Raw genomic sequence first — 21,747 nt, forward strand, 5'->3', positions numbered from 1 at the left:
CACGAATATCCATTTTAGACTACCTTCCTCATCGAGATTGACGCAAAAAAGCCTACCTTTACACAACCTGTTGAACACAGTTGGCGTAAAGATAAGCCTTTTTCTCAAATCATTTAATTGGAAACTTTGCCGGCAACCGCAACCTCCTTTTTGGCAGGCGTGGTACTATCTTTAATGAAAGACTGCAATGTTTTGGAAGTAATATAATAGGTTCGTCCACCGTACACAAACGTCATCATACCGATTACACGGTTATTCTGATCCAGAACGGGGCCACCTGAATTACCCTGTGCCATAGATTTCACAATACTGCCGATTCCCTTTTTGCCTGGAACATCCGAAGCTTGGGAACTGAACACCCGGCTTTTCGCTATCGTATTGTAGGTTGAAGGGAAATCTTCATCCAGAATGACCAGATCACCAGCAGGATTTTTGGGGAATCCAATGGTGTAGACGACCTGGTTATCCCTTGCGTTCGTGAACGTGACCGGTTTGGCGTCTATCTCCTTGTCCAACTTCAGCAATGCCATGTCTGTCACCGGATCTGTTTTAATGATCTTCGCCTTTACAGGCTGACCCAAGGAACCCGGACTTGCAACAGTCAGTGTGCCTTCATCGCCATCAGACAGTTCAGCATAACTCTGAACGACATGGTAATTCGTGAGCACTTCATCCTTGGAGATCAGTATCGAGGTACCAACATCATAATATACCATATCGGGTTCATCCTGCTTGACCAAACGTACATTCACAACTGGAAAAGAATCCGCTGTGACCGCCATTTGTGCACGCAGCTGCTTGTCGAAGTATCCTGTAAAATGTATCGTCTGAACGGCTTGAGCCGCCGCCAGCCCCGTTGACCCTGCGAGCATTGCAATAGCAAGCACGCCTGACATTCCGACACGGAGCATTCGTTTCCAACTCTTCTGCATGTCTCACTCTCCTCCGCTATTATTCTAGCATATCTAATATATCGGAAGGAAAGGAGATATCTTTTAACCAAAAACGAGCAAACAAATGGCGAGCGCAGCAATAAAACCAACGACATCGGAAAACAACCCCACTTTGAGCGCGTACCGACCGTTACGTATGCCTACAGCTCCAAAATAGACAGTCAGCACGTATAACGTGGTATCTGTACTTCCCTGAACCGTAGATGCCATGCGTCCAATCATGGAGTCAGGGCCATGAGTTTTGATCAGATCGGTTGTAAACGCAAGGGAGCCTGTCCCGGTCAACGGACGCAGAATCCCCAGTGGCAAGACTTCCCCCGGTACACCCATCCAGGACACAAGCGGAGTTAACAGGCTAATCACAAAATCCAATGCACCCGAGGCACGAAAGACGCTGATCGCGACCATCATGCCTACGAGATGAGGAATAATGCTGATTGCAGTCGAGAATCCATCTTTGGCCCCATCAACAAAGGATTCGTATACCGGGACCTTTTTGGTAAACGCATATAATGGAACAAACGCGATAATAACCGGGATGGCCCAGACGGAGATCCAGTTGATGAAGGTTAACAAGGGTGCTCATCCTTTCATGCCGGGATTGCCACTTTTCGATATGCGCGGCGGTTTATGTAATGCTCTGTTTCGATACCAGCGATCGGCGATTATAGCAGCAAGTGTGGCGATAATGGTAGCCATCAATGTTGTTCCCACAATCTCTGTTGCATTTGCGGAGTGATAGTTTAACCGGATGGCGATCAGCGTTGTCGGAATAATGGTAATGCTCGCCGTATTCAGAGCCAGTAAAGTGCACATTGCGGGAGAAGCGGTTTGTTTGTCCGGATTAAGCTCCTGCAGTTGTTGCATTGCTTTGATTCCCATCGGAGTAGCTGCATTTCCTAGCCCTAACAGATTCGCACTCATATTAGAGAGAATATAACCCATCGCCGGATGATTTTTGGGCACATCGGGGAACAAGAAGCCAACAACCGGACCGAGCAGCTTGGCAATCCGGGCCAGGAGACCCGCATCCTCAGCCATTTTCATCATCCCCATCCAGAACACAAGCACACTGATCAGTCCAAAACAGACCGTGACTCCCGTTGCCGCTCCATCGAAAGCAGCTTGCGTGACCACTTCGATGTTGCCGTTGATGGCCGCAAAAGCAAATCCGATTAAGATCATAAGTAACCAAATTAAATTGATCATGGGTTATACCCCTCCCTTCAACGAGATTTTAACTAAGGAGACAACAGGTGACTTAACACAGCACGCCATGCAGCTGCCCAGGAAGAGACATTGCCGATTCCACCCAGAGCTGCCTCCTCTGTCTTCGGTTCAGGAGGAATAAAACTTCCTTTGCGATATACCGGAATCGAGCCCACATGTTTGCCATTCAGCTGCATGTCAATGCGACCTGCTAATCCAAACGTAGGGTCTGTCAATTGTTTATTGCCTTCCGTTTCCGATTGGGCGCGACTTTCGTGCAGAATCAACTTTTTGGTCAATGAACTTTTCTCACTCTCAGCCAGTGGATACCAAAATCCCCGGCCTGTAACGACATCGGTATTTTGCACAGGCTGTTCTTGCTTCGCAATCTCTACCAATGGGAAGTATTCAAACCCGAAATCAAGCATCCGTGCATGATCATTCCAATCGTTTCCATCGTTCAGCGTTACCGCGGCGAGCTGCTGCCCATTACGTGTAGCGGAGCTGACCAAACATCTGAATGCTTTCTTCGTATAGCCGGTTTTCACGCCATCCGCACCCTCATACATCCTCAGCATTTTATTTTTGTTGTGCCAGAAGTACTCCCAGCTTTCATTGGGATTCGGTGCAGATTTGTCCTCCGTGGCTACGATGCGTTTGAACACTGGATTGTGCAACGCGTAGGCGGTTAACCTCGCTAAATCATTGGCTGTTGAGTAATGACCTTCTGCATCGAGTCCATGAGGGTTCATAAAGTGGGAATGCGTCAGGCCGATTTGCTCCGCCTTTTTGTTCATTAACAGCACAAAGCCATCTTCCGAACCACCCACATGTTCTGCAATCGCAGAGGCCGCGTCATTGCCTGAACGGAGCATTAGCCCATACAACATGTTTTCAAGAGTCATCTCTTCGCCTAACTTGAGATAGATAGAAGAGCCTTCTTTGGCAAAAGCCGAGGGAGACACTTTAACTTTCTCATCCAACTTGCTGTGTTCGATCGCTACGATTGCCGTCATGATTTTAGTTAAGCTGGCAATTCGCAATTCCTTATCCCCGTCCTTGCTGTATAAGATCCGGCCTGATGTGACATCAATGAGAGCAGCGCTTTGCGCATGTGTAGACGGACCTTGAATCGTTGCCTGGGCTTGAGTAACCCCTATTGAAGACAGCAAAAAGACAGGGATAAGCATACATGCAATGACTTTCGTTATTTTTCGCATCAATTCATTCCTCCGGGTCACTTGGAATCTTGTACTATCTTATGTTCGGACAACTTGGAGTATGTCCCATAGGGCAAAAACAGCAAAAAAATCCCTCTCGCTGGGATGCGGAAGGGACGTTATGTATGAGACGCTATGTCAGTAATACAGGGCTAGGTTAACGATTACGCCTGATCCGGTTTGTCCAGCATTTTAGCCACTTTTCTCATAATTCTGGAGACTCTCATCTGGCTGATGTCTTCCATATCTGCGGTCTGGGTTTGGTTAAATCCGTCTACACGATGCTTCAAAACAGTTACTTCTTTCTCACTAAGTTTGCGCTTGACCGAATCAATAACTGCATCAACGTATAACTTGTCCAGAACACCTTCTTCAATGTTCTCCCCACTATAGATGGTGTCCATCAACGTAACTGACTGGGTTTGTTGATCATCAGCACCTACAGGCTCGTCCAGGTATTTCACACCTTTACCCACTTGAAGTGCTTTACTGATCTTTTCTTCTTCCTCATCAAGCAGCAATGCGATTTCATGTGCTGGTGGCAGGTAGCCGATATCATGCTCGAGTCGATTGATTCGGTTAATTAATTCCGTAGCTGTGCGAGTTGGACGAATAATGCTTGCACTATCTCTCAGAAAACATCTGATTTCTCTGACAATGGCAGTAACAGCAAACGAACTGAATTTTACGCCACGCCCCTTATCAAATGCTTTAACCGCTTTGATGAATCCCAGACGGCCCAGTTGAAGAATATCATCCTTCTCCACACAATGATTCTTAATAATCATTTCGGGTTTTCCAATATACTTATGAACGGAATGCCATATCAGGTTCTCATTGACCAGAATACAGTCCCCGAGGAAATGCTCATCGAGCTTACAACGTTCAATATTTTCTACCTCATCCATAGTGTAAAACTTCTTATCTGCTTGCAAATTCGTGCTAATATGTTCTGGAAATTTTCCCATTTGAATCTCCCTATGTAAAATTGATAAACGATCTTATAGTATTCAATTTCTATTGTTAAATGATGTTTATTGACCTTTTTTTGATTATTTGAAGCATCTTGTTATGATGTTCCTTCACTTGATTGTAGTACCAGGGGCGAGCCTTTCCCTTAGCCACATTGCCTTCCCCCTGATTGTACGCAATGGTTGCTGTACGAAGATTTCCGTCGTATTTATTCATAAGATACTCCATGTATGTAATGCTTGTACTGATATTCGTTTTGGGCTGATATAAATCAATTTTGCTCACACCGAACGCTTTGGCTGTACTTGGAAGAATCTGAAGCAACCCAATCGCTCCATGAGATGATACACTATCATCTAACATTCGGCTCTCCTGCCACATCATAGCTAGAATCCATACGGAATCGATATCCGTATCCTTCGTGTATTGAGCCACCCACTTCACATACTTCAGTATCTTTGCCCGGCTCACTGTTTTCTCATGGTGGAGTTCTATATACTGCTCAAGCATATCCGTCATTTGTATGTGCGCAGGAGCAACCGATTTAACTTTAACTTGCTTCTCTTGCTTCTCTTGTTTTTCTTGTTTTTCTTGCTTCATTGGTTTTACTGGCTTTACCTGCTCTGCTTCCGTTGCTTGTTTTAATCTCTTGGAGATAACTATTTTTTCGTCGACGCGTTTGTAATTTCCTGATGCCGATAGACTCCCATATTGCGAAGCTAATATCACAACAGCAATAACAATACCTACTACTCTTTCTAAAGTGAGCAACAGATTCGCCCACCTCCTTAATGAAAGCCTCTATATTATAGAAGAAATAATCTTATACCTAAGTCAGGATTGATCTTGTTCACTTGGCTGATATACAATGATTGCTGCAAATTCCAACGTGTTACTGGATGGATCAACGGTGGAGCTAAACTCCAGTCCGGTAACGAACGTGTGTGGTTTGGATAACATCCATGCGTTGATTAATTCTTCCACACCTGCAGCGCTAGCGGACACAAACGTTTTTACAGCTAAATCCGAGGCGTAGTTTAACACTTTCATTGCTCTTTACCAGATGAATCTTGTTCCTCTTCCTTGTTCTCTTCAATGAGTTGATTAAACTCCTCTTCGGTCAGTTCGTGAATCTCCAACTCGAAAGCACTTGTCAGAATGTAACCCATACCATACGTTAAATGAACGTTATAAAATATTTGTGGTTGTTCATGAAAGGTACCCTCTTCATAGTTGAATCCAATAACGGCTTTTTCGTAACCAGCTACACGACCAGCAAACCATACGTTAGCCTGGGTTGTTGCGCCAGTTGGCGTCTGTACCTCATGCATATTGGTCGGTGCGTGGATATACTTTCCAATCATACTGGCTACAATTTCTTCCGTTAATTTATCTTCTTTTGCTTTGATCATATGTGTCATCGGATTATTCCTCCATTGAATTAAATTCTGGCGAACATTCATGCCCTTACATTCTCTATACGTGTTATCGGATCGGCAGTTAAATTGAAGGCGCAGATGAAGTGTTTGTTCCGCTGCTTATGACCAAATAGTTCGTCCGCATATGGATTACAGCCATGTCGAGATCAGCCACTCGTTTGGAGACAAATTCTTCAATCACAGGCTCCAACTGCGTAAAACCTACACCCAAGATCGGTTTCTTATGAATATAGGCATGGTGAATGATCACAATATCAGTAGAGGTCAAATGATTATCCAGATTAACCAAAACTGCGTCCGCTTGTAGGACTACTTTCTCGATAATCAAGCCATACTCCCTGTTGCTTAAATCAGAAGCTGTCGAAGAATCATGACTTGCCCAAGCGATATCCGAAAATCCCTCCAGATGTTCCATCGCAAATCCTAAAACCACCACACTAAGCATCTTGTTCCGCCTTTCTTACTGTACTAATCTCTCTATACGACATAAAAAAGCACCCAGTTAAGGGTGCGCTCTCTGTTCTATGTAGGTTACTGAATCTATCTTCATCAAACTTAGGCTATTAATTGCCATTTATGACTACAATGCTTCGTATTTCTCACGAATCGCTTTCCATAACTGGGATATACGTGCCTTGGATACACCTAACATTCCTGCAATCTCTACAAATTCATACCCCGAAGTCCGAAGTTTAAAGATTTGCTTCTCTCGTTCATTCAACTTCATATTCTCCATAATATCTGTTACAAACTCAAAATTCTCATAAGCAAACCCAGCATGACCAAGCGCTAATGCGATATCTGAGCCTTCCGATTCATCGCCACCACCCTGATCCGTACACATGATCTGTACAGCGTTAACCACACTGAGATTTTTCTCAGACATGCATTTGCGGTACATGTCCTTGATTTTATTTTCGATAAGATGATCAACAAACGTCGACATTTTCGCTTTTTCTGCATCATACTTGTCCAGAGAGTTAACCAGTTTGATCATTATCTCCTGGGTCACATCTTCTTTCTCCATCCCGGCAAACGTTTTACCTCTAAGCTTGTGACGACACTTCTCCTGAGCTTTGTTCAGGAACATGTCTATATCCCCAATTTCAAATAAATCATCAAAACCCATAGCAGTTGTAGCAGACATTATACATTTCCCCCATTAACGATTTAATTATCTGTAGTTCGCATACTTTCTTCACAATCTAGTTGCTATCCAGCATGTTCTTACTCTACATTCTCCCTATTTCTCCCAAATCTCGCATTCCATATGTAGTCTTGTCACACATAATTGAAGCTAATAAGCCTAATTACATACAAACGATCAGGAAACCGCTCCTTTGATCCGCCTCCTCATTCCCATTCGATTACATTCAGAATAACAAATACGAACTAATGTTCGCAACATTTATTTATTTCGTTCGCTTATATGCCTTTTACTGACTATATACGAAGTATACGTTGAAAGGTAAAGAAGCATTTTATACAAACAAAAAGACCAACACAGAGCGCACCACTGGAAAATACCAAAATGGTGGAATGTGTCGGTCTTGGTCTGACATCTATTTCGTCCCAATTACCGAAGATATGGCCTTCAAGTTCTTTAACAGGGTTATAGGCTTCGTCAAGATTATTAATCTATTCAATCGCCATAAGGGTAGTATAAGGAAATATGTAGGATATTGTCAACAACAAAATTAGTTCCTAAGAACCTGTCCAGTATTTAAACGGAAATTATTAGGTCTTAAGGCATGTTTATCTCATCATTTTTCAGCAGCACTTCAACATCCTTGTTCATCTTGAAGACTGTAATCTGTTCCGCAAAATCATGGCCAAAAAACGTTGTTTCGATGTCTTCAATCTTCAGACCCATGTTGATATAGGAGAAAACGGGATTGAAATCTTCCCTCATCATTAGTGCAAGCTTTACCTTGTATTCGGCGAAAATTTGACTTGAGTGCGATTGCATATGTTCCAGCATGAATGCTTCAGGCTTGGTGAATTTTGCTGTAAACTTTAAGATGATAAAATGATTCATGATGGAGACTCTGGTATCTACCGGCCCGCGTTCAGTAAAATCTTTTCTTATTCTGGATGCCAGCTTTGCGAGCTCTCTTTCCAAGTCTTTTATCTCAATGTCCCATCCCTCCTTGCCAATCATCCTGACCCCTTCTACTGCCCTTGAACATATGAATTCAACCTAGTTTAATCAAAACTGCTTATACAAGACAAGTTTCAATGGATGCATTAAATCAAGTCACTATCAACTTTTCATGAAAAAGGAATAGACCCCAGAACTAGGCTTGGGGTATATCACTTTATTAACTATATTTTATAATTATTCAAATAAATTAGAAGTTGATGCTGAAAAACTAACATTAGTTGACGTGAACGCTCTATTTAATTTATCGTTTCATTGGATATCTCTATTTTGAGCAAGCTAAACGCAACCAGGTTCAAAACGACATTGGCACCATAGTCTCGTTCGATCAAATCGAACGCTTCTTCCGTCGCTCCAACCATGTCTTCCTTGTCCGAAGTCATCTCGGTAGTGACAATTTCCTCATTATTCAGTGCGAAGGTCAGCCTGTACAGCATCTGTGTTCCCCTCCTTAGAGGTCAATTCAATATTTCGCACATCGGTAAGATCAATGATATGAACCACATCATCTGTATCTTCCAACGTAATCGATTTCCCTTCGTTCTTGTGTTTGGTGAAAAGTCGGCGATATTCTTGCTTAACCTCATCGGCAGTTAATGGAATTTCGCGTACCACCTTATCCGAATCTTTCTCTTTCTGTTGCAATCTAGGATTATCTTCCATCCAGTTTACCGTCTTCTTCTTCCCACTTCCCTTGAAATAGAAATGAGCAGTAAGTTCAATATTCATCGTACAACACCTCCCGGAATAATTACATTCTCATACTACTTTCTCTATACGCCTTGATCATAAAATTGTTAATGTTATCTTCATATGTCGATGCGGAATTCACAAATTATTTCGTTGTTAAAAGAAAAAAGGACAGCATATGCTATCCTTCCGTATTAGTATTTCTTAACCGCTATGCGATTGCCGGATGAGTCATATATATATTGGAAGTTGATTTGAACAGGTGTTGTTCCCACCCTAGTGATGGACTTGCCCACCAGTCTTCCCATATCATCATACTGATAGATTGCGTCAACCAAAGTAGGAAGCTGCACGAAGTCCAGACCGTCATATCGATATATCTCACCAATCGAAATGACCAAGAAGGAATCATCCTGTGCATAACCTTCTGGAGAAGCTGGTAGGGTCAGCACAGGTTCTCTAACCAGCTGCACGGTGTAGTTGTCTGTAACGACTTGTCGAATAACTCTTCCCTGCATGTCAAAAGCAAAATATGTAACCACATCTGTATAATCCACCAAGTCGCTGATCGATTCCCACGGATCAATGACATTAAGGCGTTTTCGTTCAGCCCAAGTCATGCTCACATGCGTTTCTCCATCGATGATCATGTCTGCACTATGGAAGGAGGGATGCTCGTATACCATAATTTCCAACCCGTCAATTGTAAGGATGCCATTGGATTTATAGCTAACATTAGATCCTGTAAGACGCGTATATTCTTCGCCATACATATATAATGTTGGCAGACTTTGATTACTTTCATCCGCAAGTACCGCATAAATAGCATCCGCTATCCCCTTTGGAGGAAGGTCTTTTTTTGCATTCACTGTTGTAATCGTACCTAATGCAATCTTGTCCAATCGAGCATCAAGAGTCCCGCTATCTTCCCTAGCTTCCTTGATCTCGTTTGAAAGCTTGACCACTTTACCATAAGTAATGATATCCATGATCGCTGTCTCCTATCTGACCGTCAAACCCGTGACTTCAATGGTAAAACCTGAAGGCACGGAACCTGGATTAATGATCTCAAAATGGAAATGGGATGTACCATCCTTATCGTCATAAGGTAAATCCACATTGTCGTATATCCCATCTATAAAGTTGCCTGTACTGAATTCTGCTGTATTAAAGTAAAGAATGTGGGCTTTTGCTTTAACCGCACGATCCATGATGTGAAGTTCCACATTCGTTTCTTCGGTTGGGATAACACGTACTGTCTTAATCAGAAAACGCGGGCTTTCCATGGGGAGCGAAACGATTAATGTTTCTCCCCCACCGTTTAGTGCTTCAACCACATGAGACAATTCTACCTGCTTGTACACATCTTTCAGCTCCTGCATAATTCGCCATGTTTTGTTCACCGGTCACTCCTCCTGCGTATTGGAATATAGGTAGCAGGGTACCTTCGTGGCAATATCGTGGTTGGTACAGTTGGTTCTATGTTGTCTCCTTGACCAGAAAGATAGCCTTGAAACTCATTCATTTCGTCTTTGTAAATGTGCTTTACAATATATTGAATTTTTGCATTCTCCGATGAGGCAGGGGTTCTCTGACCTACAATAATTGATCGAATAACTCCCTTGAATGAATCCTTTGAAGGCAAAACAATATTGGTAACATGTACCCAACGACCATTTGCTTGCTTCGTTAAAGAGCCCTGATAACCTGCCATACGAAGATTACCTGTGAATCGAGCTTCTGGCGTGTTATGCACTGGAAGATAACCCACGCTATCGTAAATGCTTATCTCTTTAGTATGGCTTATTATTGCACCATGGGTGTCAGTCAACATAAAACGGCCTGTATAATACTGAGGGAGATCCTCCTGATCATACCCCCAAATGGAATAAATATTTTGCTCCGATGGGTTCTCTGAAGTGAGATGATGAAGCTTTCCAACCGTGTACTCGTACTGGACTCCCTTGAGCTTCAGCTGCCCCGTTTTGCCGGAGCTTTTGCTCGTATTCAGGGACAAAGATTGCGTCGCCATGGAACGATATGGACCCTGAGCGTATGTGTAAAGTACGCCTGAATTATGTTGCTGGCCTGCTCTCTCAGGGTCATAGCTAGAGCTCGCCTTTGTTCTATTAGAATAATAAGTACTGCTTAGATATGTATAAAGAACTCCTGAATTACGCTTGATGCTTGCTCGTTGAGGCGTATAAATGGATCTCTCTATCCCTGCTACAGCCATATTCTCCCTCCTCTACTGCATCAATACAGCTACGGTGTTACCCGGTAGGAAGCTTGAACCTCCTGTGGTCAGAGAATATACCTTGTATGTCTTGTTGGCCACTGTAATCTCATCTCCGTGGCTTACACCTGCTGCAGGTGCAAAGTAAATATCATGCAATTCACCTCGCGGACCTTCTGCATTATTGGCCATAATACATGGCGAGAGATGGTAGAGTGCTCCCCACCCCGGATTGGTCGGTACCATCGCGGAGTATGATTTGTACACGTTATTGGTCTGAATGTTATCCAGATCCTTGACTGTACGTATTCCATTGAATCCCTGGTAGCTCACTCCGATCCCTTGAGCACCCGAGTGATTTTCTTGGGAATAGCGGTACATCAGACCGAAATACCCCAAATTAGATATCCCTGTTACCGAGTTCACATCCCCCGCCAACCACATGATGACACGATCTGCTGTAACCGATACCTGGTAGTCTGTTAAGAGGTTGGAATCAACAAGAGATGTATGGCAGTAGAAATTCCGTGTAGTAAACATTTTCCCTTCCGGAATACTCCCGTCAGCAAGTAATATATCTTCTGCTGAAGTTACCGTGATGTAATTGCCGTTTAATTCCTTGGTATTTCCTTTCTCAAACTTAATAAATAACTTATCTTTTCCTGTTGAGCCCACTGATTTCATGACGAGGATATCCGATGTTTCAAAATAGATCGACCAAGGCGAGGACGCAATTCCCTTGAAGCCATTAATTAACGCTTGAAATAACAGATTCATTTTGACTTTACCACTGAAGAATGACATGTATAGGAAACCTCCTTATATTTTAAATAGAATGACTCGTTGCCCACCCATAACGTTGTTGCTGCCGAAGAAACAAGGAACGCTGTATCGTGGATTGCCCACCGAAGTATACCATCGAGCGTAATTCGCGTTATAGGGCATTTGTTGATCCACTACATGGAATACGTAGTATTTGTTCTCTCCCAGATCTAGTATAGAACCATCTGGATGCTGAGATACATCCTTTAAACAGGCAGCATATACATCTGCAAACTGTCCTCTAGCCCCTTCTGCAGGATTAAAGACCATAAATGGGTTGACATAATACCTACCACCTACGCCAGGCGAAGTAAGTTGAGCATCGGTTGTAAAATTATAATATTCATAGTTGGTACCATTTCTGGATTTTCGCACAATTCCTCTACCAACATTATTGTCACCGTATGTAGCCGCACTATTATTACTCACATTGGAAGGCATGTGTGTGAATATCCCAACAAAATCATTTGCAATTGCTGGATCTTCAGGCTCTAGTGGAGCAAGTCTACCCATATATATACGAACTGGATAAGCATAATTAATGTTACTTTGATACTCTCCATGGATAAAAACTCCGTCTTTTGTAGTGAATAAAGTCCATTTGTAGGTTATGTTGTAGTTACCCGTATCACAAGAAAATGGGGTATCCGTCATCTGCTTATCTTGAGAATCCAAATGAACATCCGCTCTTGGTGATAAATTGCTGTTGATGCCCCATCGAATCGTGGCACCATTATTGGTTTGGATCGCCATCGTCAATTCAAGACTTCGATCACTCAAATTCGAAAAAACTACATTTCCATAGTTACCTCCACCAGCTACAGCAGCAGCAGAATATTTTTTCACTCCCCACCATGAGTCCCCTGCCATCTGTAATTCGGCGTTGTTTGAAAATTCAGATATTGTACTCACCCATGAATATCGTTTAGGTACTGCCATTACTTAGACACCTCCGTTGATAGTTCAAATAAAATCGCTCTCTGTCCATCCCCTAGTAACGAGTTGCTGTCAAAGAAGTAGGGTTGAATAGCCCTTCCTTTTCCATCAAAATCAATCCACGATTTAATACTCGTTGGCTGTTGCTGGTCACTAACATGAAACACATGGTATCTCTTCCCATCAAGATCAATCATCGTACCATCTGGGTATTGCTTAGCATCTTTAAACACAATACTCCTCATTTGTTGAAATTCTCCTCGCACTCCTTCGGCAGGTTGGAAAACATACCAGGGAGATATAAAATACCTATTACCTGAACCAGGTGAGGTAGCTTGAGCGCTTGTGCAAAAATTATAAAGTTCATATTTTTTATTATTGCGTGAAGCTTTAATTATTCCCCTACCAACATTGTAGAGGCTATTATTAGCCCAGTTACTATCACTAGCAACAGGTGCGTGAGAGAATATTCCAATAAAATCATTCTCAACCGTAGGGTCTTCTTTTTCATAAGGTACTAATTTCCCTAAATAAAGCCTAAAAGGATAAGCGTAGCTTATATTATTTTGCGCTTCCCCGAAAATAAAGATTGCTTCTTTTAGAGGGAAAACGGTCCATTTATATGTAATATTCAAAGTTGTATTTCCAGTTGATGTATGAAAAGGAATATTTGCTTCTTCTCCTAATCCCAAAGAAATATCCGGGTATGGAGATGAGTCTATAGTAGATTTAGTCAGTCCACATCTTAGTTGATATCCATATGTGGTCCAAACATTGGACGAAGAGCTATAAGATACACTTATATTCAAACACAATGAAAAAAACAAATTTGAGTTCCTAAAATTTTCAAATGTTAATGATCCTTGTGGACTGGAATATGTTCTAGTCTGAGCATTATGTGCCCTCGGCTGCGAATAAGGGTCATTGGGAAAGTATGTAACTTTCCAGTTGACATCTTCATATGGATAAGTATTCATTTCCTTTGCCAATGTACTCAAAAAACTGGTCACTGTGCTCGTGAACTCGTACCTTCTAAATCCCTGCACTACTGTAGCTGTCATGCGCTCACCTCCTTAAATGCCATATCGAACTTTCAATTCCTGAAGCATCGACTCTTTCATTGCTGTCAGAAAGACGGTGCGGATCTGCATCTGTCTGTCTTGCTCTTGACGTTGTGTATCCTGATCCACTAGCTCCTGGTTAATTTCGTCCGTTAACTCAAGAGGAAACACCTGTTCCAAAGCTTCCAGCATCGGAAGGTACTGCTGCCCTGTCCCATCGAAGATAATATCGCTCCGCAACATAAACATCAGGAGTTCCACCTCTTCCTCTGTAATTGGCGTAAGGTTCGTGCCTACCATTTTGTCGAACAAAGGACGAAATCCGGTTTTAATTTTGGTCATTGAGAAATGTAATTTCACTCTATCAGCCTACCTTTCTTTTTTGGACGCCAAGGATATTTCCATCCGAATCGTACTTATATTTTTTTACTATTTTCGAACCATTAAAGTCGACCATCTCGGTATCCACACTACCATCAGAGTTATAATTGTACTCAATAATCTTAACAATGAATGGTTTTATATCGTTGTTATATGTAATCTCTTTGGTAATCAGCCCGCTTTGAGGATCATACTCAAAATAGACATCCTGTTCTTCCATATCTTCAAGCACAGACACACGTTGTTTAATAGGGCGATCATCATAGGCCGAACTGCCTTGTAAGTAAAAGTACATTGCCCCATTGTTCAACTTGCGTCTAATTCTTCCTTCTTCCCGTTCGTAGGTTATCGTCTTAACTTGCCCATCACTCTCCGTAATGAGTTCCGCTATAAGATTCCCCTCAAGATCGTAGTCATAATCAATAACGCGGTTAATACCTCCAGTAATAATCTCACGCTTCATTCTGCCTTTAGAGTCATACTCATACTCTGAAGTTGAAGACGTATTGATGATCGACCCTCGGCTAAGAAGTGTCACACGCGAATCTACCGGAATATCATAGAGAAAACGAATTTCCGTATCCGTATATTCGATATAATCTTCCCCAGGAGTTACCCTAATTCCATCCAGAAGTACTTCTACACTGTCAGAACCAATGCTATATTTGGGACAATAAAAGCTCTTTTGTCCTGAAAGCCTTATATCAGGTGGGTACTCAATACGAAAAATTGATTGATTTTCCATCGTCCCCCTGGATGCAGCTAGCTCCAGCTTGGATTGCATGTGGTTTAAACGATCCGGTAGCTTATCAAATTCAAAGCCATCTTTGTCTATTCTAGCGTCTGAAACTTCAGCCTTAGTCTCACCAAAACCTTCAACTTGTTTGGACAAGTCTTCGGTACGATCAATCCACCTAACCACTTCTCCGTCCAATTCATTGATCTGAGATTGAGCGTCTGTGATTCTTGCTTGGAGATCTTGAAAATCTCCTGTAGACACCGTTTTGGTTAGATAATAGCGTTGGTCTTTAAGATATACCGCATCAGAGGTAGCACCTGTTGTGACAGATCCTAGAATCATGCCGTTATCGGGTTCATCGGAAACCAACTGATGTAAGAAGGTTCCATCATTCTTTAGAAATATATAATATCTGGTATCTTGCTCGGCTATAAATGAATAGAAAGACTCCTCTTTTTGAACGAGTGTACTGTTAATGCTTGCATAACCACCATTGATCTGAACCTTAAGCAGACCATTAGAATCAATAGCTACCGCGCTAATTGCCAAATCAGATAATGGGATCGTTTTTAGTTCATCAATGGAATGCTCTATATCTGATATAACATCTGCAAGTGATTCACGATTCCCCCGAGTATCTCCTAATTCATTCTCCAAACTCTCCAAACGTTCATTTTGTTCATGAACATCCGTGCTTATATCCGTTACGATTTTCTCAACTTCACCCAACTTGGACTTCTGGTCTTCCAACAATATTCCCTGATTCAATACCCGAGGTTCCAGGTCAGCAATACGCAATTCATGACCAGTTATCCCTGTTTCATTCTGTTTGCCTACAAGTTCCATCTGATCTAAACGCTCAGGGAGGCTGACATAAACGCTTCTGGCTTCCTCCATCTCTGAAAGATGCTCATCAATTTCTTGGTGGGATCGAGTCCCTTTGTTTAGCAAACTATTGTGGTCAAGCAACTTGCCATTGTTCGTTCCTGAACTTGTCCCGCTAAAGCGGACAGACATATTCTCACCTCCAACTCAACCCTTATTGAATCTATACGTGGTCGAGCACTTAAAGTTTAGAGCTATATATACGTTGAAGAAACTTTGATCCCAAACGTGACCTGGGCTTCATAATTGGTGCTGGTATCCAGCCTCTCTACTCTCACCCAGAATTGATAAGGGCTTTCTGGAGTTATCTCGGTTGCGTTCACTTGCATACTCCAGGCTCCTGGTTCTCCCTCAACATCGGGCGCTAACTGAACTGCGTTTTGATACTGATCTCCCCGATACGAGACAAGCTCAAAGTTAACATTTTGAAAAATACCTTGGTTCAATGAATTTTTGGCAATAAACAACACATTCTCTGTTACGGATTGACCAGAGGACATATAACCGAGGAAACGTTCCTGGTTGTCTTGTAACCGCACGTCAAGGAATTCTCCATTGTCGCTATACTCACGATAGTAAAGATCCACTCTAGGTTCAAAGTAATATGTATCGCCACCGTATATACTTAATATGTCCGACGCCTCAAATCTATTGTGATCAGGCAAAGTCACAGCAAAGCTGCCTGTAAACGGGTAACCATATCGTTGAAGGTCGAACATGATGGAGGTATTCTCATACTTACATATTTTCTTTTCAAGAGTTTTTCCTGCCTGATCCCGGAGCTCAACCTGATAACTTTGTTTCAGATTATCTACCTTCACCCTGGCACTTCTTTGAATTCGTATATGATTAATGATTAGTGGTTCACCTTGTGTTCCTGATTCTAAGAAAAGCCCGATCTTAGGTACAGAGGAGATGACTTCCTGATTACCAATAAAGCGCCATATCTTCCCGTCCTCTGACCAGTATGCGGAATATACATTAAAACTTCGTACCAAACGGATCCAAGGATAGCTTCTAGCTATCCCTTTTTCCTCATCAAAATACTCTTCAAGTTTCACCATATTCTCATCGTCTGCATATACAATAAGTCCCCCGGAGTCTCCCTCAACAGTTGGATTATACTCATTCTTGACATCCATCACGAACTCTTCAATTCCGGTTAATTCCGTGAAAAACATATATATTGGAGACTCTCCGTGTCTTAGTTCCAGTACCCCATGATCAGTACTGTACCTTCTATGATCGTCAGTCAATACTTCCCACCCTGAGTCAAGTTCGGATTCATTGAATTCATCAAAATAAATTAGCCCTTTTTCCTGACGTTTCACAATTCCCATCCAGATCCTCCTTTCTTTACGTGAATAACCATATCCGTTTACCGATTACACACATTTTCGGCCTTGCTTTCCAAACTTCCAGCAAGCATTTAATAAGCGCTTCAACACACTTGTCTCCTCCACCGCCTTCACAATAAGGAATGACATAGACGTCATCACATATCCAGTTGGTCAGTTCCATCCAGTCCAGATTAGCGTATTCGTAGCTCCGCGTACCCACTTCTTGAAGTGAGGTGAACACCCATTTGAATTCATGTTTGCCTTTGGGCACTGGATGTGAAAATGTATAGTATCCACCCTCTTGGGTGAATGTTTTGATCAGCTCATCGTCAATGAAGAAATCCAGTTGACAATCAAACGGCTCAGGAACCCACACCCATCTTTCGTAGGCTTTGAAGTCATGCAGCCGGAAGGTGGTCAGATATCGTTTTCCTGTCCAGTCGCTGATCTGCCCCTTCTGATCTGTTGTAATCTCCACCTTATACTTGCTATAAGGCTTGGGAGCCAGATCATTCAGTTCGAAACCCCGATATCCGTCTCCGTAATACTTTTCATCCCATAATACTTTTCCGTCCTCGCGGGTAATTTTCACGCCCATATTACTGTTATCGCAACCGCCCATCCAGATCGGTTTGTTATCCCATACTTCAAAGTGAGTCACCTCTGCCCAGGATGGATCAATTTTACTGTTATCATCAAGTTGCATCGATCCGCCCCAGATCATCGCTCCATCTCCCGGGCAGCCCTGCTCAAATCGAATGCGGATCTCGTAATTTTTCTTCTGATCTGATGTATTTTCTACCTCAATAGAAATGATTTGATCATCTTCATTTGTAACTGGTCGAGTATCAATTACTTGCCCTTCTTCAAGAGTTTCGATCACAATTTTAGTTCCCGAACAAGCTCTACTTATATTTTTATATAAACGAATTACATCGAGCCAGGCATGACTCCCACCATCTGGCGCGGTCGTAACTGGTCCAGGCGGATTCCATGTATCCTCCCCAGGATGTGGCGATTGTCCTTCCAAATATAATCGTCCCTGTGAATCTGTACAGTACGCATTCCAAGATTCTCTAAAACGTCCTCCACTAAGTGTAAATCCTCCAGCATCCAAGCCACTACCGCCAGCTGCACCTGCTGCTTTATGCAAACTGTATTGAACTGTGTATGCCTTACCAGATAATGTATAAGGAGAAAAATCCATATTGTACGTCTGTATCTGTCCATTACTTGCCGGGTAACGATAGGAGTAAAGTGTTGAACCTATAGTTTTATCGATCAAATCAACCAATACATACGTTTCACTATCCGTTCTGTTTGGATAAACCAGATTGCCGCCGTTCAATCCGGCAGAATCTTTTGTTTTAATGGATAGATTCTTAATAGAAGCATGGTAGAGAAAACCATCTTTATCTTGATCACTATCACCAAAAGTATCCGTAATGCCAATACAGATATAGTAATATCCTGCTTTCAAATTAGGGACTGTTTCAGAAAAGGTCGCTGCTGTGTTCCAGTCTGAAGCACTTATGTTTTTGTAATTTACTTTCCCGTTATTCTTACCCCTGTTATTTTTTTCATTTAATATTATTCGTTTTGTACCAGATTCAGGATAAAAGTAAACTCTAAATCTCGCTTTTTGTTGATCCCCATCTTTCAGATAACAAATATATCTAAAATCAATGCTAAACTCGCCTTCACAGTAAAAACGTTGATAAATCATTTTGGTATGTGGACTATCAAACTCCGTTTTCGGATCCCCAGGAGATAGACTTTTCACATTTAATCCGTAATAATTATTTTCTTTATTTTGATAAATGGTACCTGGTTCCGCATAATACTGTCTCATCATGTCCGAAGTTCGAATGGGTCGTAAACCCGTGTTGTTTAATTTCTTTATAGGATATACCTTTAGCGTCTCAACATAATCAATTTTACCAATGTGAGGAGCATAAAAATCCCGGGTAATATATTTACCTTCATCCAGAAGTCTATGACTACCGTCATAAATTGCTCCTTCATTTTTCCATCCCCACAGACTCGTCTGTTCAGACCGTCCTGAATAAGAATTTTGTCCATACTGAATATCATGATTTTTCATTCCACTATGAAAACATACTTCTCCAAATGGACTTGTAGTCGAACCATTTGACGGACCATTTCCGGTACCGTTTCCTCCCGGATTTGTATAACTGCTGCCAGATCCACCTGGGTTACCGTCGCTAGGCACATATGCCTTACCATCCCGGTAAATCCAGCGAAAACGGTGACTGCCTGAGGAAACTGGATACATACAGTTTGTTCCATCGTTTCCATTGGACTGATTCCCTGTCCAGACTGTAACGCCATCTACTTGAAGCTCCAATTTCTCTCCGGGATCGAAATCTCCACCATACTGCCAGAATATATAACCGGGCTTATTTAACTGAGCTTCGAGTTCGCAGATGAATTCCTGATTGTGCCCCTGAGCCCACATCACACCATCACCAGCAATTAGCTCCTTCCATTCCCAGCTTCCTGTAAATCTTAATCTTGAACTAATTTTGTCTTCTTCATTGAACAGCTCATAAAAAACCAATTCATCTCGATTCGCGCCCGTTTCCGGATCATAATTATAGTCCATCGCAGGATAGATTCGCATGTGTTCTTTAATCGTCAGCTTCGTACCTGGATTTAACTCGGAACGATATGTAATTGTGTCGTTATTCGTTTCCGTGGTTGCTCCAGCATCCGTTACATCCCACCCGCGTGTCACATCAACATATGAACCTAGCGGAGACGTTGTGCGATATGTATTACCTGTGTTATTGCCATAGGTAAACAACTTATCCAACTGATATTTAAAGGGTTCCTCCGTTAAACTATCTCTGATTCGAAATTGGATTACGTTGTTTCCAGCTTGCAAAGGAATGCGTACTTGTTCGCCATTACCATTCGTCGTTGTATAATGAACAGACATACCATTTACAGTAACCTCAAAAGCTTCAGTAGGCCGTAGCTGATGCTTATAGCTGAATATGAACCATCCATCATCCGGCAAAGTTATTATGGTTTGAGCAATCATATCTCCCTGCTTCGGTTCATCCAGACGAAGCACATTCCCTTGATTCACCCAACTCGGATTTCCCGACATATACCATTCATATTCCCCAATGCCTTGTCCATAGTGAAACGGTTCCCAATGATCAATTTCTCGTTGAGGACAAGTTACTTCGAGTGAACCTCTCAAATCCACCGTCGTATCCGGCCCTGCTACAATTTCATATTCGATTTTAGCCTGGTTGGTCTCTGTTTCTGAATAGTCCCCATTCAGTTTCCATTCAACACCATGCACTGAGCGAGCATAGCTACCATGATCTCCATCTCCACGCTGGGTCCGCTGAAAAAATTCATCATCAAAAAACAACTGATACTCATAATCGGGATACGGCTCTTCATCCACACCCATTTTGTATGCAAATGAAACCGTACCATCACATTCGTTGTCCAGATCCATCGTCATGGTTTTCTTACGCAAATCATCCGTAATGAACTGTCCTTTAAAATGAGCCTGTGCCACACTTTGTGGTGATCTTACAACCCAGTTACCATACTCATATACGTCCTCACCATCCAGATCGTAATCTTTCGGAGCAGGCGGCTTGCGTGTATCCACAATCTCAACGACTTCAACATCCTTGATATAGATGCCATTGTTCTGCCATACCTCTGGTCTCATTTTGCGGATTAACCAGTCGAACTTGTACATCTGCCCTGGCTGCAACATAAATGCAGCTTCCTGCCATCCGCTATTCTCGCTCCATTCACCTCCGACTTGCTGCCCATTAATATAGAACAGCATGCCATTACCGCGCTTGGCACTAGCCAGGTACTTGAACCTGATCTGTCCATAACGCTTCACACGCCAGTTAAATGTTATTTTGGATGAGTTGCCAATCTCCAGAAGCCCTAAATCCAGTTTTAAGATCATCTCAGAACCAGATTGTTCATTTCGGCCTACGGAGTGAACAGCTACCCATTCCTGATCCTCCGTTGATGATACATATCTGAAGAAATCAGGGAATTTATTGGAGAAAGGGACGTCCTTTTTCATCGAGAAGAGCGGGATCTCATATACGGTTGCATCAAAATGATTAAAGTAATTCCCACTAAAATGATGGTAGTAGGGTGCCGGACAGATCGGCAATGACACACCGTGATGACTACCGCCAGGCTTCTGGGCGTTTTCAAGAATTTTGTGAATACAATCTTTCACCATTTGCAGTACTCGCTGATATTGTGTTTTATCTGGAGGCTGCTGCTGTTCTACCCACCATTCTATCCTGCGGTACATATTCCACAGTGCTTCACGGCATCGTACACTCGCATACCACGACTTATCTTTCAGATATTGCTCAATGATTTGATCAATACTGTTTTCCAGTGCATCCAATTGAACCGTCTGCCATCGTCCTATCTGACCGTAACCTTGATCACCCAGAATAGGATTATTTTCTTCGCCATGCCGGTCCGTTTCACTTCTCGGTGCATTGGGACTCTCCGGGAGATGCTCTGGATGGTTAGGATTGGCATAATCGTCTTTATCAGCTATCTTAACTCTCATATTGGCGAACAACACGCCTTTTTGAGACATTGTAAATAATCCAAATGTATGACCCATAAAATCACCTCGTACTCGCTCTATACGAAAAAAAGAACAC

23 protein-coding genes are annotated in these 21,747 nt (G+C 42.4%); all 23 read right to left on the bottom strand.

Annotated features, from left to right (window positions below):
• Window positions 1–113: 113 nt before the first annotated feature.
• The 23 genes from OM416_RS04955 to OM416_RS05065 all read right to left on the bottom strand — a co-directional run bounded on the left by OM416_RS04955 (window position 114) and on the right by OM416_RS05065 (window position 21,707).
• On the bottom strand, window positions 114–932 hold the full coding sequence (locus OM416_RS04955; protein WP_264927553.1) for a S1 family peptidase: 819 nt from the start codon (window positions 930–932) through the stop codon (window positions 114–116).
• A gap of 63 nt (window positions 933–995) precedes the next feature.
• Entirely contained in the window at window positions 996–1,529 is a 534-nt protein-coding gene (locus OM416_RS04960) for a spore maturation protein (protein WP_264927555.1), read from the bottom strand.
• Between the two features lie 6 nt (window positions 1,530–1,535).
• A complete protein-coding gene (locus tag OM416_RS04965; protein WP_264927557.1) occupies window positions 1,536–2,162 on the bottom strand; it encodes a nucleoside recognition domain-containing protein in 627 nt (208 codons plus the stop codon).
• 32 nt (window positions 2,163–2,194) lie between these two features.
• Window positions 2,195–3,382, bottom strand: a complete 1,188-nt coding sequence (locus tag OM416_RS04970) for a D-alanyl-D-alanine carboxypeptidase family protein (RefSeq protein ID WP_264927558.1) — start codon at window positions 3,380–3,382, stop codon at window positions 2,195–2,197.
• A 164-nt stretch (window positions 3,383–3,546) separates the two neighbouring features.
• Window positions 3,547–4,350: a sigma-70 family RNA polymerase sigma factor gene (locus tag OM416_RS04975; RefSeq protein WP_264927560.1), complete on the bottom strand. Its 804-nt coding sequence runs from the start codon at window positions 4,348–4,350 to the stop codon at window positions 3,547–3,549.
• A gap of 55 nt (window positions 4,351–4,405) precedes the next feature.
• Entirely contained in the window at window positions 4,406–5,125 is a 720-nt protein-coding gene (locus tag OM416_RS04980) for a lytic transglycosylase domain-containing protein (RefSeq protein ID WP_264927562.1), read from the bottom strand.
• Window positions 5,126–5,188: 63 nt separating this feature from the next.
• Window positions 5,189–5,398, bottom strand: a complete 210-nt coding sequence (locus OM416_RS04985; RefSeq protein ID WP_264927564.1) for a hypothetical protein — start codon at window positions 5,396–5,398, stop codon at window positions 5,189–5,191.
• Between the two features lie 2 nt (window positions 5,399–5,400).
• A complete protein-coding gene (locus OM416_RS04990; protein ID WP_264927566.1) occupies window positions 5,401–5,775 on the bottom strand; it encodes a hypothetical protein in 375 nt (124 codons plus the stop codon).
• 79 nt (window positions 5,776–5,854) lie between these two features.
• A complete protein-coding gene (locus OM416_RS04995) occupies window positions 5,855–6,238 on the bottom strand; it encodes a hypothetical protein (protein WP_264927568.1) in 384 nt (127 codons plus the stop codon).
• 135 nt (window positions 6,239–6,373) lie between these two features.
• Window positions 6,374–6,940, bottom strand: a complete 567-nt coding sequence (locus tag OM416_RS05000; protein ID WP_083679489.1) for a sigma-70 family RNA polymerase sigma factor — start codon at window positions 6,938–6,940, stop codon at window positions 6,374–6,376.
• 597 nt (window positions 6,941–7,537) lie between these two features.
• On the bottom strand, window positions 7,538–7,954 hold the full coding sequence (locus OM416_RS05005) for a Na-translocating system protein MpsC family protein (RefSeq protein ID WP_076331364.1): 417 nt from the start codon (window positions 7,952–7,954) through the stop codon (window positions 7,538–7,540).
• Between the two features lie 239 nt (window positions 7,955–8,193).
• Window positions 8,194–8,391, bottom strand: coding sequence for a hypothetical protein (locus tag OM416_RS05010; protein WP_264927575.1), 198 nt, complete (start codon window positions 8,389–8,391; stop codon window positions 8,194–8,196).
• On the bottom strand, window positions 8,360–8,683 hold the full coding sequence (locus tag OM416_RS05015) for a hypothetical protein (RefSeq protein ID WP_264927577.1): 324 nt from the start codon (window positions 8,681–8,683) through the stop codon (window positions 8,360–8,362). Before OM416_RS05015 ends, OM416_RS05010 begins: the two co-directional genes overlap by 32 nt.
• Before the next feature lie 155 nt (window positions 8,684–8,838).
• The gene (locus tag OM416_RS05020; RefSeq protein WP_264927578.1) at window positions 8,839–9,633 is read right to left on the bottom strand and encodes a hypothetical protein; all 795 of its coding nucleotides are present in this window, start codon (window positions 9,631–9,633) and stop codon (window positions 8,839–8,841) included.
• A gap of 12 nt (window positions 9,634–9,645) precedes the next feature.
• Window positions 9,646–10,047 carry a hypothetical protein gene (locus OM416_RS05025; protein WP_264927580.1) on the bottom strand — a complete coding sequence of 134 codons (402 nt, stop codon included), beginning with the start codon at window positions 10,045–10,047 and terminating at the stop codon, window positions 9,646–9,648.
• Entirely contained in the window at window positions 10,044–10,880 is an 837-nt protein-coding gene (locus OM416_RS05030) for a hypothetical protein (RefSeq protein ID WP_264927582.1), read from the bottom strand. The genes OM416_RS05025 and OM416_RS05030 overlap by 4 nt, the downstream gene beginning before the upstream one ends.
• Before the next feature lie 12 nt (window positions 10,881–10,892).
• A complete protein-coding gene (locus tag OM416_RS05035) occupies window positions 10,893–11,684 on the bottom strand; it encodes a hypothetical protein (protein ID WP_264927584.1) in 792 nt (263 codons plus the stop codon).
• A 15-nt stretch (window positions 11,685–11,699) separates the two neighbouring features.
• Window positions 11,700–12,641: a hypothetical protein gene (locus tag OM416_RS05040; RefSeq protein ID WP_264927586.1), complete on the bottom strand. Its 942-nt coding sequence runs from the start codon at window positions 12,639–12,641 to the stop codon at window positions 11,700–11,702.
• Window positions 12,641–13,699, bottom strand: a complete 1,059-nt coding sequence (locus OM416_RS05045) for a hypothetical protein (protein ID WP_264927588.1) — start codon at window positions 13,697–13,699, stop codon at window positions 12,641–12,643. The genes OM416_RS05040 and OM416_RS05045 overlap by 1 nt, the downstream gene beginning before the upstream one ends.
• 12 nt (window positions 13,700–13,711) lie before the next feature.
• Window positions 13,712–14,059 (bottom strand): hypothetical protein, encoded by a 348-nt coding sequence (locus tag OM416_RS05050; protein ID WP_264927589.1) that lies wholly within the window; start codon window positions 14,057–14,059, stop codon window positions 13,712–13,714.
• A 4-nt stretch (window positions 14,060–14,063) separates the two neighbouring features.
• Window positions 14,064–15,836 carry a hypothetical protein gene (locus OM416_RS05055; RefSeq protein ID WP_264927591.1) on the bottom strand — a complete coding sequence of 591 codons (1,773 nt, stop codon included), beginning with the start codon at window positions 15,834–15,836 and terminating at the stop codon, window positions 14,064–14,066.
• Between the two features lie 62 nt (window positions 15,837–15,898).
• Window positions 15,899–17,044 (bottom strand): DUF1349 domain-containing protein, encoded by a 1,146-nt coding sequence (locus OM416_RS05060; protein WP_264927593.1) that lies wholly within the window; start codon window positions 17,042–17,044, stop codon window positions 15,899–15,901.
• Between the two features lie 16 nt (window positions 17,045–17,060).
• Window positions 17,061–21,707, bottom strand: coding sequence for a hypothetical protein (locus tag OM416_RS05065; protein ID WP_264927595.1), 4,647 nt, complete (start codon window positions 21,705–21,707; stop codon window positions 17,061–17,063).
• Between the last annotated feature and the right edge of the window lie 40 nt (window positions 21,708–21,747).

Origin of the sequence: Paenibacillus sp. LS1 (assembly GCF_026013365.1) — a bacterium.
Lineage (GTDB): Bacteria > Bacillota > Bacilli > Paenibacillales > Paenibacillaceae > Paenibacillus.